Source organism: Methylobacterium sp. 285MFTsu5.1 (assembly GCF_000383455.1).
GTDB lineage: Bacteria > Pseudomonadota > Alphaproteobacteria > Rhizobiales > Beijerinckiaceae > Methylobacterium.
The window spans coordinates 110119-126279 of sequence record NZ_KB911276.1 but is presented as its reverse complement, the minus strand read 5'-3'; the positions used below and the strand labels follow the sequence as shown (position 1 = coordinate 126279).

The window sequence follows — 16161 nt, the reverse complement described above, 5'->3', positions numbered from 1 at the left end:
GGACCGCGCATCGATCCGGTCGTCACCGAGCGCCGCGCCGCCGCTACCTCGTTTGGTCGAGTTCTTGAGTCCGGGATGCCCGGGATAGCGTCGACTCGCGAGGGGGCGTGTCCGCGGCAGCCTCGAGCGGTGTCAGGCCGCGGGGCGGATGGGACACCGCCTCACCCGGGGCGTCTGAGATCGAGCGATGGCGTTTCCACGACACTTGACGGGCCTCGGACACGGTCCTGCCGGCGGTCTCGCTTGGTCGCCGGGCGGGCCGTACGGAACGGATCACCGCTGGGCCCATTCGGGCGCACCGGGCGATGGCGGGGCCGAGGCCATGCCGCGGCTCGGCGTGGCCGCCGCCGCGTGGATCGTCCTGTTCCTCTTCGCCCCGGTGGTCGGCGAGCAGATCAAGCTGCCGGGCGTCGACAAGGCGATCTGGATCGGCAGCGACCTGATCGCTTTCGCGTTCCTGGTCATGCGCCGCGACCTCGCCGCCACCCTGTTCGGCAGCCGTCTGCTGCTGCTCAGCTGGCCGCTCCTCGCGATCGCGTCCGCCCTGTGGTCCCTCACGCCCGGCCTCTCGGCCTATCACGGGCTCCAGCTGCTCGCGACGATCGTGGCCGGCATCACCCTGCGGACGACGATGGGCCTGTCCCGCCTCGTCAGGATCGTCTTCCTGGGCCTCCTGGCGGGACAGCTCCTGTCGGCCTTTCTCACGGTGGCGGCGCCCGCCCTGACGCGCGGGACGGACGGCAACTGGGCCGGGATCTACTCGCACAAGAACGTCCTCGGATCCCTGTCGAGCCTCCAGATCCTCTGCGCGGCCTGCCTGTTCCTGCAGGGCTGGAACCGTCTCCTGACCGCGTTCGGATTCTGCCTGGCCCTGGCGCTCCTCGTGTCGACGCACTCGGCCACCGCCCTGGTAGCGGCCGCCGCGGGGCTGTTGCCGCTTGCCGCGATCTTCGCGTGGCGCCAGGGAAAGCACGTGACGGGCTTCTGCCTCGGCATCGCCATCGCCCTGGCGGGCGTCGGGATCCTCGTCGTCGCCGCGCGGGGCGCCGACATCTCGGCGAGCGTGCTGTCGGATCTCGGCAAGGACACCACGCTGACCGGCCGCACCATCCTCTGGCAGTTCGGCCTCGACCAGTTCTGGCGGGAGCCGCTCATCGGCATCGGCTACAAGGCCTACTGGGAGAGCCCGCTCACCACGGCCGCCTACCTGCACTTCGTCACGAAGCAGAAGCTGTGGTTCTTCCACAACAATTTCATCGACACGGCCGTAGCGTTCGGGATCGTCGGCCTGGTCCTCTTCACGGCCGCGCTGCTCGACACCGCGCGCCGGGTGATCGCCCATTTCGCGCGCTCCTCCGGCTACGTCGAGGCGTGGCCGATCCTGTTCATGAGCCAGCTCTTCGTCCTGGTCTGTTTCGAGTGCCCGCTCTTCGTCAATCACGGTCTCCACCAACTCCTGCTGGCGGCGATCCTGCCGGTGGTGCGGTCGCCGACCGTCGACGGGAGCGACCCGGCCGCCCGCGATTGAGCTCGCAGGCCGGAGCGCCGTCCGGACCCCGGCGCAGATCCGGACGGCCAGAGCCGGAGGACGCGGTCGGGAAGGATCACGGCCGCCGAACGCGGCCGGCCCGACGGGCCCCATCAGAGGTGACTACGATGTACTGCTTCGGGATCTCCCTGCCCCGGTTCCGCGAACGGCACGCCTACCTATCCCGGCACCTCGCCGAGGTGTGGGGGCCGCGCTGCGAGATCACCGGCTATGAAGGCCCGGTCCCGGATCCGAACGCCCCGTTCCAACCCGACCTGACGGCCGGTCAGATCGGGTGCGCGCTGTCCCACATGAGCGCCTACGAGCGGATGATCGCGCTCGACCTGCCGCACGCGCTCATCGTCGAGGATGACGTCGTTCTGCCGCCGCAGATCCATCAGATCGTGGCCGGCATCGAGGCCGCCCTGCGGCCGGGCGACGTCGTCCTGCTCTTCAATTGGGCCGAGACGGTCGGGCCGTTCAGCTCAGTCGACACCGTCACCATCGGCGAATACCGGTTGTGCCTGCCCATGGACATGAGCAGCCTCGGCACGGCCGCAGCCTACGTGATCACCCGGTCGGCGGCCGAGGGGATCCTGCGGGCCAACCGCCCGGTCGCGGTGACGTCGGACAACTGGGCCTACTTCTTCGAGCGCGGCGCTCTGACATGCGGTCGCGCGCTCGTCCCGAACGCCGTCTCGCGGAAACCTTTCGAATCGACCATCTTCACGTCCCGCTCCAGGATCGCGGCCTTCCTGAAAGGCAACCCGATCCTCAAGCCCCTCTTCGCCGCGCGCCGCCGGGTCCTGGCGGAACGGGTCGCCGCCAAGCTGACATTCGTCGACGAGACCTCACCGCTGGCGGGACAGGCGCCGCGCTGACGCCCGTCCCACCGCGCGCAGCGGCGGGTAGAGCCCGGGGGCCGGGACGGTCGGGGTAGCCGAAAGGCGTAGGGGCGATCGCCCTCTTTGCAGCCTCTCACACCCCCGTGAAGTGCCAAGCTCTCCGGCGAGGCAGGAACCCGGGGCGGCAGGACAGGTCCGCGGCGGGTCCTCCTCGAGACGCCCGCATGACGGCGGACCCCGTTCGGCCGCTGGCCGCCCCGTCAAAGCGGGCCCTTGAGGATGAGAGGCCGTCGCTGCGCGCAGCGGCGGTCGCACCAGCGCGGCGGAAGACAGACGATGAGCAGCACGCTCCCGATCACCGGCCCGGACAAGGCCCTCGACACCGCCCTGCGACGCCTCGTGCGACCAGTGGCGGAGCGGGCGCGCTACTACCTGATCCTGCTCGCGCAGATCGGCGCCCTGCTGGTCCTGCTGAAGATCTCGCACGGCGTCACGGCGATCAACAACTACTACGGCGTGGTGCTGCCCGTGGCGCTGGCCCTCGCGATGACGCGGGTGCGCTTCGCCGCCGCCGATCTCGCGTCGGTCCGGCTGCTGCAGATGATCGGCGTGATCGCGGGCGGCTACGCGCTGATCCACTACCCGCTCTTCCCCGTCATTCTGCCCGGGGCGAAGGCGACCGTCGCCGTCACGGCCATCGCGGCGCTGTGGGTCGCGGCTGTGGCCGGCGGCGTGCTCTGCCTGCGCTGGCCCTCGCTCGCCCTGATCAGCGCCACCTACCTGGTCTGGAGCAAGCAGGCGGTCATCCGGGTGACCGGCCTCTGGCACGGGCACATCATCGACGTGGTGCCGCTCGCGGAGGTGAGCTTCTGCCTCGTCGCGGGCCTGCTGATCGCCCACGGGACGGCGCGTCTGCGCGACTGGCGCGGGCTCGGCGCCGCGGCGCGGTCGGACGTCGCGTCGGCCAGCGCGATGTTCTCGAAAGTGCTGATCGCGGCGGCGATCAGCATCCACCTCGGCAACTACTATTCGTCATTCCTGGCCAAGGTCACGCTCGACGACGGGCCGTTCTCCTGGCTGCTGAACAACGATCCCGGCAAGATCTTCATCGTCGGCCTCGACAACAACCACGTCCCCTACGCCGGCTGGCCCGTGCTGGTGGAGGCGATGCGCACGATCCTGAGCCATTCGAGCGCGCTGACCAACACGCTCATCCTGGTCGGTCAGGGCATCGCCCTGGTGGGGATCCTCATGCCGCGCCGCTGGCTGCTGCTGCTGCTCCTCGGCTTCGACGTGATGCACCTGTCGATCATCGTGCTCATGGGCGCCAACTTCGCCCCCTGGATCATGCTGAACCTCGCCATCGCGGCCGTCGTCGTGAGCCGGCACTACGAGCGGCCCCCGGTCTCGGTCGGGATCCTGTCGGTGCTGTTCATCCTGACCGGCAACACGTTCATGACCCAGGCCTGGCTCGGCTGGTACGACACCCTGGCCAACAACAAGATGTACTTCGAGGCGGTCGACCGGACCGGCCAGCGGCACTACGTGCCGACCAACTTCTTCACCTTCTACTCCTACCCGTTCGCCCACATGGCCTACGGCGCGCCCGACGCGGCGAACGCCTTCGCCCTCGACAACCCGAACGGCGGCACGCAGGTCTTCCGCAAGGTCACGGCCTCGACGACCTGCGACGTTCCCGTCCTGACCGCACCGGACGGCCTGGGTCAGGAATACTCGAAGTCGGAGATCGACGGTCCGGCGCTGGACGCCTACGTCCGGGGCTACCACCGCCTCGTCAGCGCGATCCGCGACAGGACGGGCCTGTTCCCCTACGCGGTCTATCCGCACCACTTCTTCGTCCCGCTCCAGTACGCCGCCGGCTTCGACACCCTCGCCATGGCCGACATCGTCGCCTACGTGTACCGGCGCGAATCCGTCTGCTTCAGCCTGCAGGACGGCGTCCCCGTCCGCCGCGTGGTGTCCGAAGCCGAGCACAGGATCGACCTGACGCCATGACCGCCCCCTCGACCGAGGCCGCCCTGACGGTGGTCTACGACGGCGAATGCCCGTTCTGCTCCAACTACGTGCACCTCATGGCCCTGCGCCGGTCGGTCGGCACCGTCGCCCTGGTGGACGCCCGGAGCGGGGGTCCCCTGGTCGACGAGATCGCGCGGCGCGGGTACGACCTCGACGAGGGCATGGTCGTCCGGCACGGCCCGGACCTCTATTACGGCGCGGACGCCCTCGTCCTGCTGTCGCGCCTCAGCGACGACCGGGGCGCGGCGAGCCGGCTCCTGGCGCGGCTGCTGCGCAGCCCCGGACGCGCGCGGCTTCTCTACCCGGCGATGAAGCTCGGGCGGCGCGTCACGCTCCGGATGCTCGGCCGGACGCGCCTCGCGCGGCCCGGCGGCGCGCCGGCCCGCTGAGCGGGCGGCACTCCCGCGCCTCCCGCCGGCGCGTTCCGCCCCCTAGGCCCGGGCGGGCGGGCGCGTCAGCAGCGTCCGCGCGCTGTGCCAGGCGAAGGCCAGGACGCCGCTCAGATTGGCGGTCACGATGGCGCGCCACGTCAGGCCGAGCTGCGCGTCGAAGCACGGGCCCCCGACCAGTTCGCGGGCGGCGTTGCGGGCGGACCAGTACAGGTGCTTGATCAGCCACGGGCTGCGGCCGATGTGCTTGGCGTAGAGCGCGCCGTTGCCGAACTGGTAGTTCCAGTGCAGCCGGTCGATCGTGCGCGGGTCCCGGCGCCCGTGGAAATGCTTGACGCTCATGTCGGGCACGTACTCGACCGCCACGCCGGCCGCCCAGCCGCGGTAGATGAAGTCCGTGTCCTCCGCCGCGCGGAACGTCGCCCCGGGGCCGAACGCCGCGTCGAACCCGCCGATCCGCTCGATGACGGCCCGGCTGCAGGTCATGTTGCAGCCGTGGACGAAGCCGCCGGGATGAGCCGGGTACGTCAGCCGGCTGGCCAGGGCCTCGGTCTTCGTGGTGAAGTCGATGTCCTGGGTAGATCCCAGCTCGACGCGGCCACCGCGGATGACGCTTTCCGTGTCGCCGGCATAGTGCGCGATCAGATCTCGCAGATACTGGTCCGACACGACGCAATCGTCGTCGATGAACGCGATGATGTCTCCGGACGCGCGCGCGATCGCGGCGTTCCGAGACCCGGCGACACCTGGGCGCGCCTGCGTGAGGAGCAGAACGTCGCGTCGATCGATCGAGATTGACGCGGACCAGCGCTTCAACGCCGCGTCCGTGCCGTCCTCGGACCCGTTATCGACGACGATGATCTCGGCCTCAGCTTCGGGCGCGGCCTCGATCGCGCGGACCACCGAGTCGAGCGTCTGCATAAGGGACGCTACACGGTTGCGAGTACATACGGTGAAGCTGATTTTCATTTGGCATTATTCCATAAATACTGCCAGAATTGCGACCTTCTAAAACGAGTCACAGACAATGTATAGTAATGTTATTGCACTTTCTCGATCCGTGCGCCGTAGGGGCGGCTACGCCTTTTGGATGCGGAACCGAATGTCGTGCAGTTGTGGCGGCGCAATATCCGGCGTCCTCGACGCACAGCGACGGCCGCTTGGATCCTCTGACGGGCTATAGAAAAGTCCGGATCCGCGCCGGCATCGGACGATGATCTCGGGTATTCGATCCCACCGACCCGTCAAGCCGGGAAAATCTTGCGGAGATTTACTGTTCCATCGACGATAACGCGGAATAGGGCACGCGCACGCCGTGACGGAATGCGACCCGTTTAGCCTTTCGACCGGACCTTCAAGTTGTTCCGCGAGGTCTTCGGCCGAAACATCGGATCATCCCGACCGTGCCGCGCGCCGCTTGCACATTTGGATATCTTCGTTCGGCCTCGGCATACGGTGCTGCCAGCGTGAACGGGGCTCGAAGTGCGTTCGGTAAGATGAATATATTACGTGCTGGTTCATGACGCGGGCAAAACACGGATATGTGCGTCCGATACAGTCAAATCGGATTCCCGGACTCGGGAGCGGGCGAGTTCTCGGGCCTCTCTGCAGCGCCTGATCTGCACGGCGGCCCGACCTGACCTCGGCCATCGGGCGTGGGCACGGTCCTCCGATTGGCCAGCTGCCGCGGTCCACCGGGCACTGTTAAGCCGTCCCGATCGATCGCGCCCTGGCCGCCGCCAGCGCCGCCGCCACCCTGTCGCGTCCGAAGGATCCCATGGCAGAACTCCGAGAGGGGCCGGAAGCGACGGCGCCGCCCGCGTTCTCGAAGCGCCGGAGCCTGGCCTGGATGGGATTCTGCCAGGGCGGGTTGTTCCTGGCACAGTTCGGCACCTCGCTGGCCCTCGCGCGGCTGCTGACGCCCCACGAGACCGGCATCTTCAGCCTCGCCGCCGCGATCGCGGGCCTGCTGTCCACGCTGCGCTCCTGCGGCCTGTCGAGCTACATCGTCCGGGCGGACCGGGTGGACGGGGCCCTGCTGGCGAGCGTGTTCACGGTGAACCTGATCCTGTCGGGCGCGGCGGCGATCCTGATCCTGGCCTTCAGCGTATTCGGCAGCGTCCTCCTGGGCGAGCCGGAGGTCCAGCGCGCCCTGGCCATCCTCGCAGTCGTGCCGCTGGTCGGCGCGCTGGAGTTCCGCCCGGCCGCCATGATCGAGCGGCACGGCAATTTCCGCGGCGTGGCCCTCGTCAACATGCTGCGCGGTCTCGTCGCCAGCGGCGCGATGCTGGCGCTGGCGCTCCTCGGCTTCAGCTACATGAGCCAGGCCTACGGGCAGGCCGCGGGCGCCGTCGCGGCGGCGCTGGCTGCGAACGGCCTCGGCCTGCGCTACGTGTCGCTGCGCATGGGCCTCGCGGGCTGGCGCGAGATCCTGACCTACGGCGGCCGGCTCTTCGCCATCGCGGGCGTCGCGGGAATCGCCGGCCGGATGGGCGACCTCGTCCTCGGGCGGATGCTCGGGCTCAGCGCCCTCGGCCTGTACTCCCGCGCGGCGAGCCTCAACACCCTGATGTGGGACCACCTGCACGTGGTGATCACGCGCATCACCTTCGTGGACCTCGCGAACCAGCAGCGGAACGGGCAGTCCCTGCGCACCTGCTACCTCCACACGCTGCGGATGATCACCGTGCTGCTCTGGCCGGCCTTCGCGGGCGCGGCCGTCCTGGCCGGGCCGATCATGCGCGTCCTGCTCGGGCCGGGCTGGGAGGGCGCGGCGCTGCCCTTCTGCCTGCTGTCCCTGGCGGCGATCGTCCTGACCTCGCTCAGCATGACCTGGGAGGTGTTCCTGATCCGGGACCAGACCGCCCTGCAGGCGCGGTTCGAGTTCCTGCGCCACGGCGCCGGCCTCGTGATGTTCAGCATCGGCTGCCTGTTCGGCCTCGGCGGCGCGGGCGCGGCGCGGATCGGCGAGGCGTTCCTGGCCGTCGGCCTCTACCGGCCGCATCTCGAGCGGATGACCGACACGTTCCGGCGCGACTACGCCCCCATCTACCTCCACGCCGCCGTCCTGACCGGCATCGCCGTCGCGCCCGCCGTCCTGGTGATGTCGGCCTGGGGATGGTCGGCCGAGACGCCGCTCCCGAGCCTCGCGGCCGCGATCGCCGCCGGGATCGCCGGCTGGGCCTGCGGCCTCTGGTACCTGGACCATCCCCTCGTCGCGGAAGCGCGCCTGCTGCTCGCGCACATGCGCCCGGCCCGTCCGGCCACGAGCGTGTCGAACCTCTAGCGGCGAGCGGCGGCCGCGCGCTTGCGCTCGCGCGCATCGGGGCGCGATATGACCGAGCACGACGGCGAGGCGGGACGATCGCGGGATGGCGGATTTCCGCAGCTTGGAGGTGTTCTACTGGGTCGCGAAACTCTCGAGCTTTCGCCGCGCCAGTGAGAAGGTGAACACCACGCAGCCGGCGGTCTCCCAGCGCATCGCGGCCCTGGAGCACGAGTACGGGACGCTGTTCGAGCGCCGCAGCCGGGACGTCGCGCTGACGGAGCGGGGACGCCTGCTCCTCGGCTTCGCGGAGCGGTTCCTGGCGCTCCAGTCCGAGATGAGCGCGGCCCTGCACGAGACCGGCCGGACGCGGGGCACCCTGCGGCTCGGCGTGTCCGAGACGATCGTGCACCTGTGGTTGTCGCGCTTCATCGAGCGGATGCGCGCCACCCATCCCGGGATCGGCGTCGACATCACGGTCGACATCTCGCCGAACATGCAGGCCGCCCTGGTCGCCGACGAGATCGACCTCGCCCTCCTCGTCGGGCCGATCACCCTGCCGAGCTTCGCCAACCGGCCCCTGTTCAGCACCCCCGTCGCCTGGATCGCCGCGCCCGGCCTGCTGCCGGACGACGAGCCCCTGAGCCTCGGCGCGCTGCTGCACCACCCGCTCATCACCTACCCGCGCAACACCAGCCCCTACGTCGAGCTGCGCGACCTCGTCCTCCAGGAGAACCTCCTGCCGAGCCAGATCCACACGAGCGCCTCCCTGGCCACCATCGTGAAGATGGGCGTCGAGGGCCTCGGGATCTGCGTGATCCCCCCGGCCGTGGTCGAAGCCGAACTGCGTGCCGGCACCCTGCGCGTCCTGCCAGCCGAGCCGCAGCTCTCGGACCTGACCTTCACGGCGATGCACACCAAGCGGCCGGCCCATCACTTCGTGGCGGACGCGGCCCGCCTCGCCCAGGACGTCGCCGAGACCTGGGCCGCCGGGACCTGGGCCGCCGAGACCTGGGCCGCCGGCCGATAAGTCCGGTTTATCGCGCCCCATTCGCAATCACGATTGGCCTGCTCCGCGGCGCGATGGGATCGTTGCCGCAGGAAATGAATCGCTGAAGCGATCGGGATCTCGCGGAATACGGACGGCCGACGCGGCCGCGCCGGCGCGCGACGACCAGCCAGGGAGATCAACGCGGTGAGCCAGCACGCGGGCGCCGACGGCGCGCCACCTGTCTTCGCCGACGCGGCGGACGCGCGGCGCGCGATCCGCGCGGGTCGGTTCCGGGGCCACACCTCGGGTCTCGTCCCCGCCCACGCGCAGGGCAACCTGATGATCCTGCCGCGGGCCATGGCGGAGGATTTCCACCGCTTCTGCCAGCAGAACCCGAAGCCCTGCCCGATCCTCGGCGTCTCGCGGCCCGGCGACCGCGCACTGCCGACGCTGGGGATCGATCTCGACCTCGCCACAGACGTCCCCGGCTACCGCGTCTACGAGGGCGGCGCGCTCGTGGCCGAGCTGCCCGACCTGACCGGCGTGTGGCGGGACGACCTCGTCACCTTCGTCCTCGGCTGCTCCTTCTCGTTCGAGGCCGGCCTGATCGAGGCGGGCATCCCGCTCCGGCACATCGCCCTCGGCCGCAACGTCGCGATGTACCGGACCTCCATCGCCACCCAGCCGTCGGGCCCGTTCCACGGTCCGCTCGTCGTCTCCATGCGGCCCATGAAGGCGGCGGACGCCATCAAGGCCGTGCAGGTGACGGCCCGGATGCCGGCGGTCCACGGGGCGCCGATCCATCTCGGAGATCCGGGCCTGATCGGCATCCGCGACCTCGCGCGACCGGATTTCGGCGACCCTGTGCCGATCGAGCCCGACGAGCTCCCGGTCTTCTGGGCCTGCGGGGTCACCCCGCAGGCCGTGGCGATGGCGGCGCGGCTGCCGCTCTGCATCACCCACGCGCCCGGTCACATGCTGATCACCGACCTCCTCAACCGCGACCTGCCGTTCCTGTGACCATCCCGGCCGCGCGGCGGCCATTCCGCAAAGGAGTTGCGCCATGTGGGTGAGAGACACGAGTCCGGCGGAGCGCCGGGTCCTGGGCGCGGCCTTCGCGGGCTACGGCGTCGATGCGTTCGACTACATGGTCTACACCTTCCTGATCCCGACCCTGGTCGTGGTCTGGGGCCTGACCAAGGTCGAGGCCGGCAACATCGCCACCGCCGCGCTCGTCACGTCGGCGATCGGCGGCTGGGCGGCCGGGATCCTGGCCGACCGCTACGGCCGGGTCGTCGTCCTGCAGGGCACCGTCGCGTGGTTCACCCTGTTCACGGTGCTCAGCGGCTTCACCCAGTCCTACGAGCAGCTGCTCGTGACCCGCGCGCTGCAGGGCTTCGGCTTCGGCGGCGAGTGGTCGGTGGGCTCGGTGCTGATCGCCGAGACGATCCAGGCCCGCTACCGCGGCAAGGCGGTGGGGCTCGTCCAGTCGAGCTGGGCGGTCGGCTGGGCCTGCGCGGCGATCGCCTTCTGGGCCGTGTTCGCCCTGGCGGAGCCGGCGGTGGCGTGGCGGATCCTGTTCTGGCTCGGCGCCCTCCCCTCGGTGCTGATCTTCTGGATCCGCCGCAACATCGAGGACCCGGAAGTCTACCGGCAGACCCGCGCCGCCATGCGGGACGTCGGCGACACCGGCAGCTTCCTCGACATCTTCTCCCGGCCGCTGATCGGCCGGACCGTGCTGGCGAGCCTGCTGGCGACCGGCATGCAGGGCGGCTACTACGCGGTGACCACGTGGCTCCCGACCTACCTGAAGACCGAGCGCAACCTCTCGGTCCTGAACACCAGCGGCTACCTGCTGATGCTGATCTTCGGGTCGTTCGTCGGGTACCTGACCAGCGCCTGGCTCTCCGACCGCATCGGGCGCCGCCTGGGCTTCGTCCTGTTCGGCTTCTGCGCCGGCGTCCTCGTCCTCGCCTACACGCTGATCCCGATCACCGACCCGGTGATGCTGGTGCTGGGCTTCCCTCTGGGCTTCTTCCTCTCCGGCGTCTTCTCCGGGATGGGCGCCTTCCTGAGCGAGCTGTTCCCGAGCCGGATCCGCGGCTCCGCGCAGGGCTTCTGCTACAATTTCGGCCGCGCCACCGGCGCGATCTGCCCCGCCGTGGTGGGCCACCTCAGCGGCTCGCTGACACTCGGCATCGCCATCGGCGTCGTGGCGGCGGGCGCCTATTGCCTCGTGATCGTCGCGGCGCTTCTCTTGCCGGAGACGGCGGGCCGCGCGCTCGATTCTCGCAGCGCGGATCCGGCCGAGCCGGAACCCGTTGCGGCCCTATGAGACCCGATCGGCACGCGGAGCGGCGGCGATGACCAGCGTGGACCTGAATTCCGACCTCGGCGAGGGCTACGGCGCCTACGCCTGCGGCGACGACGCGGCGATCCTCGGGATCGTCACCTCGGCCAACGTCGCCTGCGGCCTCCACGCCGGCGACCCCGAGATCATGGCCCGAACCTTCGCGCTGGCGAAGGAGCGCGGCGTGGCGGTCGGCGCCCATCCGGGCTTCCCGGATCTCTGGGGCTTCGGGCGGCGGCGGATGCCCTACAGCCCCGCCGAGATCGAGCGACTCGTCGCCTACCAGATCGGCGCCGCGCAGGCGCTCGCCGCCTATGCCGGCCACCGCATCACCTACGTGAAGGCGCACGGGGCGCTGGCCAACGTCGCCGCGGAGGAGCGGCCGGTGGCCGACGCCATCGCCCGCGCGGTCCGTGCGGTGGACCGGGAGCTCGCGCTGCTCGCCATCGCGCTGACCGCCCAGGTGCCGGCGGGCGAGGCCTGCGGCCTCGACGTTCACCAGGAGATTTTCGCCGATCGCGGCTACACGCCGACAGGCCTCCTGATCCCCCGCAGCGAGCCCGGCGCGATGATCACCGATGCCGGCGAGGCGGCCGACCGCGTCCTGCGCATGGTCGAGGCGGGCGCGATCCTCACGGCCGACGGTCAAACGCTGCCGACGCCGATCCGCTCGATCTGCGTCCACGGCGATTCGGACCACGCCGTCGCCACGGCGCGGGCGGTGCGGACCCGGCTGGAGGGCGCGGGCGTCACGCTGGCGCCGTTCCGGCCGTGAGCGCGGCGCTGGACGAGCCCCGCCTCCTCGACGCCGGCGAGGCGGCCCTCGTGGTCGAGTTCGGCAGCACCGTCGACCCGGCGATCAGCGACCGGGTCCTGGCCCTCGACGACGCACTCGGGGCGGACCCGCCAGAGGGGCTGCGCGAGCGCGTGCCGACCTACCGATCCCTGATGCTGCACTACGATCCGCTGGTGCTCGACCGCGGGACGCTCGCCGAGCGGGTCCGGGGGCTGGTCGCCGGCGCGACCGCGCGCGCGGCGAGCCCGATACTCTGGACGCTGCCCTGCTGCTACGACGCGCCCCACGGGGAGGACGTCGCGCAGGTCGCCGAGCGGAGCGGCCTGAGCCCGGAGACTGTGGTGTCGACCCACGCGGCCACGACGTTCCGAGTCTACATGTACGGCTTCGCGCCGGGCTTCGCGTATCTCGGCGGCCTGCCGCAGCCCCTGGCAGTGCCCCGGCGGGCGAGCCCGCGGCCGCCGCACCCGCGCAACGCCATCATGATCGGCGGCGGCCTCGCCGCGGTGGCGACCGTGCCGATGCCGACCGGCTGGTACGTGATCGGCGCGACGCCGTCCCGCCTCTACGCGCCGGAGCGCGACCCGAGCTTCTTCGTCGGCGCCGGCGACCTGATCCGCTTCGAGCCCGTGGATGCCGCGACCTTCGACGCCCTCACGGCGCGCGAGGCGGCGGGCGAGCCGGTGGCCCGCCGCGGGGAGGCGCGCTGATGCCCGCCCTCGTCATCGACTCCGCCGGGCCCGGCATCACCCTGCAGGACGGGGGCCGGCACGGCTACCTGCGCTACGGCATCACGGCCGCGGGCCCGATGGACCCGCTGATGCACGCCGCGGCCAACCGGGCGGCGTCGAACGCCCTCGACGCCACCGCCATCGAGATCTCCACGGGCGGCATCACCGTCTCGGCGCAGGACGGCGCCGTCGGGCTCGCCCTGCTGGCGCCGGGCTTCCGCGTCGCGCTGGACGGCGTGCCCCTGCCCGACACGGTCGCGCTCGCCCTGGAGCCCGGCCAGACCCTCGTCGTGCGGGCCGGCGATGCCGGCGCCTGGGGCTACCTCGCGGTCGCCGGGCGGGTCGACGTGGCGCCGGTCCTCGGCTCGGCGGCGACCCATACCCGCTCGGGGCTCGGCGGCCTCGACGGGCGCGGCCTCGCCGCGGGCGACCGCCTCCCCGTCGCCGAGGGCCGAACCCCGGACGGGCCGCCGCAGCGGCTCGTCGCGCCCTGGCTCGAGCGCGACGGCCGGGAGATCCGGGTCGTGCTGGGCCCGCAGGACGACTACTTCGCGCCCGACCAGGTCGAGGCCTTCCTGGCCGGTCCCTGGACGGTCTCGCCGCGGGGCGACCGGATGGCCTGCTTCGTCGACGGCACGCCGCTGAGGCACGCCAAGGGGCACGACATCGTCTCGGACGGCGTCGCCATGGGGGCGATCCAGGTGCCCGGTAACGGCCTGCCGATCATCCTGATGGCCGACCGGCAATCCACCGGCGGCTACCCGAAGATCGCCACGGTGATCGGCCCGGATCTCGGGCGGCTGGCGCAGGTCCGGGGCGGGGCGAGCCTGTCGTTCCGGCGCGTCACGGTGGCGGAGGCGGTCGCGGCGCGCCGCGCCGAGCGCGATCTCCTGCGCGAGGCGATCCCGCGCGAGCCGGTCATCCGCACGGATTTCGCGTCGGACTTCCTGCTCGGCCTCAATCTCGTCGGCGGCGTCACCGACGGCCGCGCCTGAGCGCGGAGCGGCTGCGCAGGGGCGAGCGAGCGTCTAGAGTGCGGGACCGGTCGAGTCCCCGGCCCGAACCCCGACACAGGAAAGCCCGCACGCATGGCGCACGCCGTTACCGCCCCGGGAACCCCGCCCGCCCGCAGCAACGAGCCCCTGAACGCCGATAGCGTGCGCCGCGCCCGGATCGACCTCGCCGCCTGCCTGCGCTGGGCCGCGCGCAACGGCCTGGAAGAGGGCATCTGCAACCATTTCTCGGCGGTGCTGCCGGAGCGGCCCGACCTGTTCCTGGTCAATCCCTACGGCCTCGCCTTCGCGGAGGTCACCGCGTCGAGCCTGCTTCTCTGCGACTTCCACGGCAACGTCCTCGAGGGCGACGGCCAGCCCGAGGCCACCGCCTTCCACATCCACGCCGAGCTGCACCGGCTGAAGCCCCGCGCCCGGGCCGCGTTCCACACCCACATGCCCTATTCCACGGCCCTGGCCATGCTGGAGGGCGAGCCCCTGGTGTGGGCGGGCCAGACGGCGCTGCGCTTCTACGGCCGGATCGCGGTGGACGAGGATTACAACGGTCTCGCGCTCGATTCGTCCGAGGGCCGGCGGATCGCCGAGAGCGCCGGCGAGGCGGACGTCGTGTTCCTGAAGAACCACGGCGTGATGGTACTGGGCGAGACGATCGCGGAGGCCTGGGACGACCTCTACTACCTGGAGCGCGCCGCACAGGCGCAGGTCCTGGCCATGAGCACGGGGCGCGCGCTCAAGGCCGTGCCCGAGGCGATCGTGAAGCGCGTGGCGGCCCAGGAGGCGGCCGGGCGCGCCGAGAGCGCCCGCCTCCACCTGGAGAGCGTCAAGCGGGTGCTCGCCCGGGACGAGCCCGCCTTCCTGGCGTGAGCGTCCGTCAGGGCGCGGCCCGGACCCGGTCCAGCAGCGCGGCGTCGGCGTAACCGTCCGGCGGCAGGCCGACCGACCCCTGGAAGGCGCGCAGCGCCGCCCGCGTCTTCGGGCCGATCTTGCCGTCGACCCCGCCGGTGGCGAAGCCGCGCTCCGTCAGGCGGGTCTGCAGGTCGCGCCGCTCGTCGCCGGTGAGGGGCCGGTCGCCCCGTGGCCAGTCGTGCACCAGGCCCGGGTCGCCGCGCAGGCGGTCCGACAGGAGCGCGACGGTCAGCGCGTAGGCGAGCGCCGTGTTGTAGCGGAGGATCACCGCGAAGTTCGGCTGCAGCAGGAAGGCGGGGCCGCGGATCCCGGCGGGCAGGATCAGGGTCGCCTCGGCCGTGTCCGGCAGGGCGCGGTCGCGGGCGGGCCTCACGCCGAGCGCCCGCCACGCCGCGACGGTGCGGACCGTCGTCTCGTCGGCGAGCGCCGCGTCGAAGGTCTCGGGCAGAACCGCCTCGCTGCCCCATCCCGCGCCGGGCTTCCAGCCGTGGCTGCGCAGGTAGTTCGCCGTTGACGCGAGGGCGTCCGGCACCGAGGTCCAGATGTCGCGCCGGCCGTCGCCGTCGAAATCGACCGCCTCGCGCTGGTAGACGCTGGGCATGAACTGCGTGTGCCCCATGGCGCCGGCCCAGGATCCGGTCAGCCCCGCCGGCATCCGGTCGAGGGGCGCCTGGTTCCAGGCCAGGATTTGGAGCGCCGCCGCCAGCTCGTCGCGCCAGTAGGTCGCCCGGGCGGGATCGCTGCAGCCGAGCGTCGCGAGCGAGCGGACGACCGGCTTCACCACCGCCGGGTTGTCGAGCACGGCGCCGTAGCTCGATTCGACGCCCCAGAATGCCACCAGGATGTGGCGGTCGACCCCGTACTTGGCCTCGATGGCCGCGAGCGTGTCGGCGTGCTCGGCGAGCTTGCGCAGACCGGCCTCGACGCGGGCCGGCGTGACGCTGGCCTCGATGTAGTCCCAGATCGGCCGGACGAACTCGCCCTGGCTCTGGGTCGCGGCGACCACGTCCGGGTCGGGCATGAGGTGGGCGAGCTGCGCCTCGGCGAGGCCCTGCGGCACGGCGCGGGCCGTGACCCAGGCGATCAGGTCGGCCCGGCAGGCCTCGAAGGCCTGCGGCGCGGCCGGCGGCGACGGGTCCGGCCCCGCGGCGAGCGACGGCACGGCCGCGCCGATGACGAGTGCGGCGCCGGTCGCCAGGACCGCGCGCGCGGCGCCGCTCCGGGGCGCGGGCCGCTTCGGCGCGGCGCGATCGTCCATGGGCATCTCCGGTGATCCTGACGGGCGCGGCGTAGCATACCGCGCCGTCAGC

At 71.5% G+C, this 16161-nt stretch carries 14 protein-coding genes; 12 read left to right on the top strand and 2 right to left on the bottom strand.

The genetic code is table 11. The features are described from left to right. The first annotated feature begins 322 nt into the window (after positions 1-322). The 4 genes from H288_RS0113330 (at position 323) to H288_RS0113315 (ending at position 4799) form a co-directional block, all read left to right on the top strand. The gene (locus H288_RS0113330; RefSeq protein WP_020093076.1) at positions 323-1528 is read left to right on the top strand and encodes an O-antigen ligase family protein; all 1206 of its coding nucleotides are present in this window, start codon (positions 323-325) and stop codon (positions 1526-1528) included. Between the two features lie 128 nt (positions 1529-1656). Continuing rightward, positions 1657-2409 (top strand): glycosyltransferase family 25 protein, encoded by a 753-nt coding sequence (locus tag H288_RS0113325; protein WP_020093075.1) that lies wholly within the window; start codon positions 1657-1659, stop codon positions 2407-2409. Positions 2410-2709: 300 nt separating this feature from the next. Continuing rightward, a complete protein-coding gene (locus H288_RS0113320; RefSeq protein ID WP_020093074.1) occupies positions 2710-4389 on the top strand; it encodes a hypothetical protein in 1680 nt (559 codons plus the stop codon). Continuing rightward, entirely contained in the window at positions 4386-4799 is a 414-nt protein-coding gene (locus H288_RS0113315) for a DCC1-like thiol-disulfide oxidoreductase family protein (protein ID WP_020093073.1), read from the top strand. Before H288_RS0113320 ends, H288_RS0113315 begins: the two co-directional genes overlap by 4 nt. Before the next feature lie 42 nt (positions 4800-4841). On the opposite strand, the gene H288_RS0113310 is transcribed toward H288_RS0113315, so the two are convergent. After that, positions 4842-5768, bottom strand: coding sequence for a glycosyltransferase (locus H288_RS0113310; protein WP_026604916.1), 927 nt, complete (start codon positions 5766-5768; stop codon positions 4842-4844). A gap of 808 nt (positions 5769-6576) precedes the next feature. Between H288_RS0113310 and H288_RS0113305 the strand changes: the two genes are divergently transcribed. From H288_RS0113305 to H288_RS0113270, 8 genes are all read left to right on the top strand, one after another. Beyond that, entirely contained in the window at positions 6577-8085 is a 1509-nt protein-coding gene (locus H288_RS0113305) for an oligosaccharide flippase family protein (protein WP_042672444.1), read from the top strand. Positions 8086-8170: 85 nt separating this feature from the next. Further along, complete coding sequence (locus H288_RS0113300) at positions 8171-9094, top strand: LysR family transcriptional regulator (RefSeq protein WP_020093070.1); 924 nt, start codon at positions 8171-8173, stop codon at positions 9092-9094. A 165-nt stretch (positions 9095-9259) separates the two neighbouring features. Next, a complete protein-coding gene (locus tag H288_RS0113295; protein ID WP_020093069.1) occupies positions 9260-10075 on the top strand; it encodes a putative hydro-lyase in 816 nt (271 codons plus the stop codon). A 43-nt stretch (positions 10076-10118) separates the two neighbouring features. Then, the gene (locus tag H288_RS0113290; RefSeq protein WP_020093068.1) at positions 10119-11390 is read left to right on the top strand and encodes an MFS transporter; all 1272 of its coding nucleotides are present in this window, start codon (positions 10119-10121) and stop codon (positions 11388-11390) included. A gap of 28 nt (positions 11391-11418) precedes the next feature. Beyond that, the gene (locus H288_RS0113285; RefSeq protein ID WP_020093067.1) at positions 11419-12180 is read left to right on the top strand and encodes a 5-oxoprolinase subunit PxpA; all 762 of its coding nucleotides are present in this window, start codon (positions 11419-11421) and stop codon (positions 12178-12180) included. Beyond that, a complete protein-coding gene (locus H288_RS0113280) occupies positions 12177-12911 on the top strand; it encodes an allophanate hydrolase subunit 1 (protein ID WP_020093066.1) in 735 nt (244 codons plus the stop codon). Before H288_RS0113285 ends, H288_RS0113280 begins: the two co-directional genes overlap by 4 nt. After that, positions 12911-13927, top strand: coding sequence for a biotin-dependent carboxyltransferase family protein (locus tag H288_RS0113275; protein ID WP_020093065.1), 1017 nt, complete (start codon positions 12911-12913; stop codon positions 13925-13927). Before H288_RS0113280 ends, H288_RS0113275 begins: the two co-directional genes overlap by 1 nt. 93 nt (positions 13928-14020) lie before the next feature. Then, positions 14021-14809 carry an aldolase gene (locus tag H288_RS0113270; RefSeq protein WP_020093064.1) on the top strand — a complete coding sequence of 263 codons (789 nt, stop codon included), beginning with the start codon at positions 14021-14023 and terminating at the stop codon, positions 14807-14809. 7 nt (positions 14810-14816) lie between these two features. On the opposite strand, the gene H288_RS0113265 is transcribed toward H288_RS0113270, so the two are convergent. Then, positions 14817-16109 carry a lytic murein transglycosylase gene (locus tag H288_RS0113265; protein ID WP_020093063.1) on the bottom strand — a complete coding sequence of 431 codons (1293 nt, stop codon included), beginning with the start codon at positions 16107-16109 and terminating at the stop codon, positions 14817-14819. Positions 16110-16161: the final 52 nt, after the last annotated feature.

What these genes read in the sequence shown, in the direction of transcription:
- H288_RS0113285 (WP_020093067.1), top strand. Translation starts at nt 11,419, where the DNA reads ATGACCAGCGTGGACCTGAATTCCGACCTCGGCGAGGGCTACGGCGCC.
- H288_RS0113275 (WP_020093065.1), top strand. Translation starts at nt 12,911, where the DNA reads ATGCCCGCCCTCGTCATCGACTCCGCCGGGCCCGGCATCACCCTGCAG.
- H288_RS0113305 (WP_042672444.1), top strand. Translation starts at nt 6,577, where the DNA reads ATGGCAGAACTCCGAGAGGGGCCGGAAGCGACGGCGCCGCCCGCGTTC.
- H288_RS0113325 (WP_020093075.1), top strand. Translation starts at nt 1,657, where the DNA reads ATGTACTGCTTCGGGATCTCCCTGCCCCGGTTCCGCGAACGGCACGCC.
- H288_RS0113290 (WP_020093068.1), top strand. Translation starts at nt 10,119, where the DNA reads ATGTGGGTGAGAGACACGAGTCCGGCGGAGCGCCGGGTCCTGGGCGCG.
- H288_RS0113315 (WP_020093073.1), top strand. Translation starts at nt 4,386, where the DNA reads ATGACCGCCCCCTCGACCGAGGCCGCCCTGACGGTGGTCTACGACGGC.
- H288_RS0113270 (WP_020093064.1), top strand. Translation starts at nt 14,021, where the DNA reads ATGGCGCACGCCGTTACCGCCCCGGGAACCCCGCCCGCCCGCAGCAAC.
- H288_RS0113330 (WP_020093076.1), top strand. Translation starts at nt 323, where the DNA reads ATGCCGCGGCTCGGCGTGGCCGCCGCCGCGTGGATCGTCCTGTTCCTC.
- H288_RS0113300 (WP_020093070.1), top strand. Translation starts at nt 8,171, where the DNA reads ATGGCGGATTTCCGCAGCTTGGAGGTGTTCTACTGGGTCGCGAAACTC.
- H288_RS0113320 (WP_020093074.1), top strand. Translation starts at nt 2,710, where the DNA reads ATGAGCAGCACGCTCCCGATCACCGGCCCGGACAAGGCCCTCGACACC.
- H288_RS0113310 (WP_026604916.1), bottom strand. Translation starts at nt 5,768, where the DNA reads ATGAAAATCAGCTTCACCGTATGTACTCGCAACCGTGTAGCGTCCCTT.
- H288_RS0113265 (WP_020093063.1), bottom strand. Translation starts at nt 16,109, where the DNA reads ATGGACGATCGCGCCGCGCCGAAGCGGCCCGCGCCCCGGAGCGGCGCC.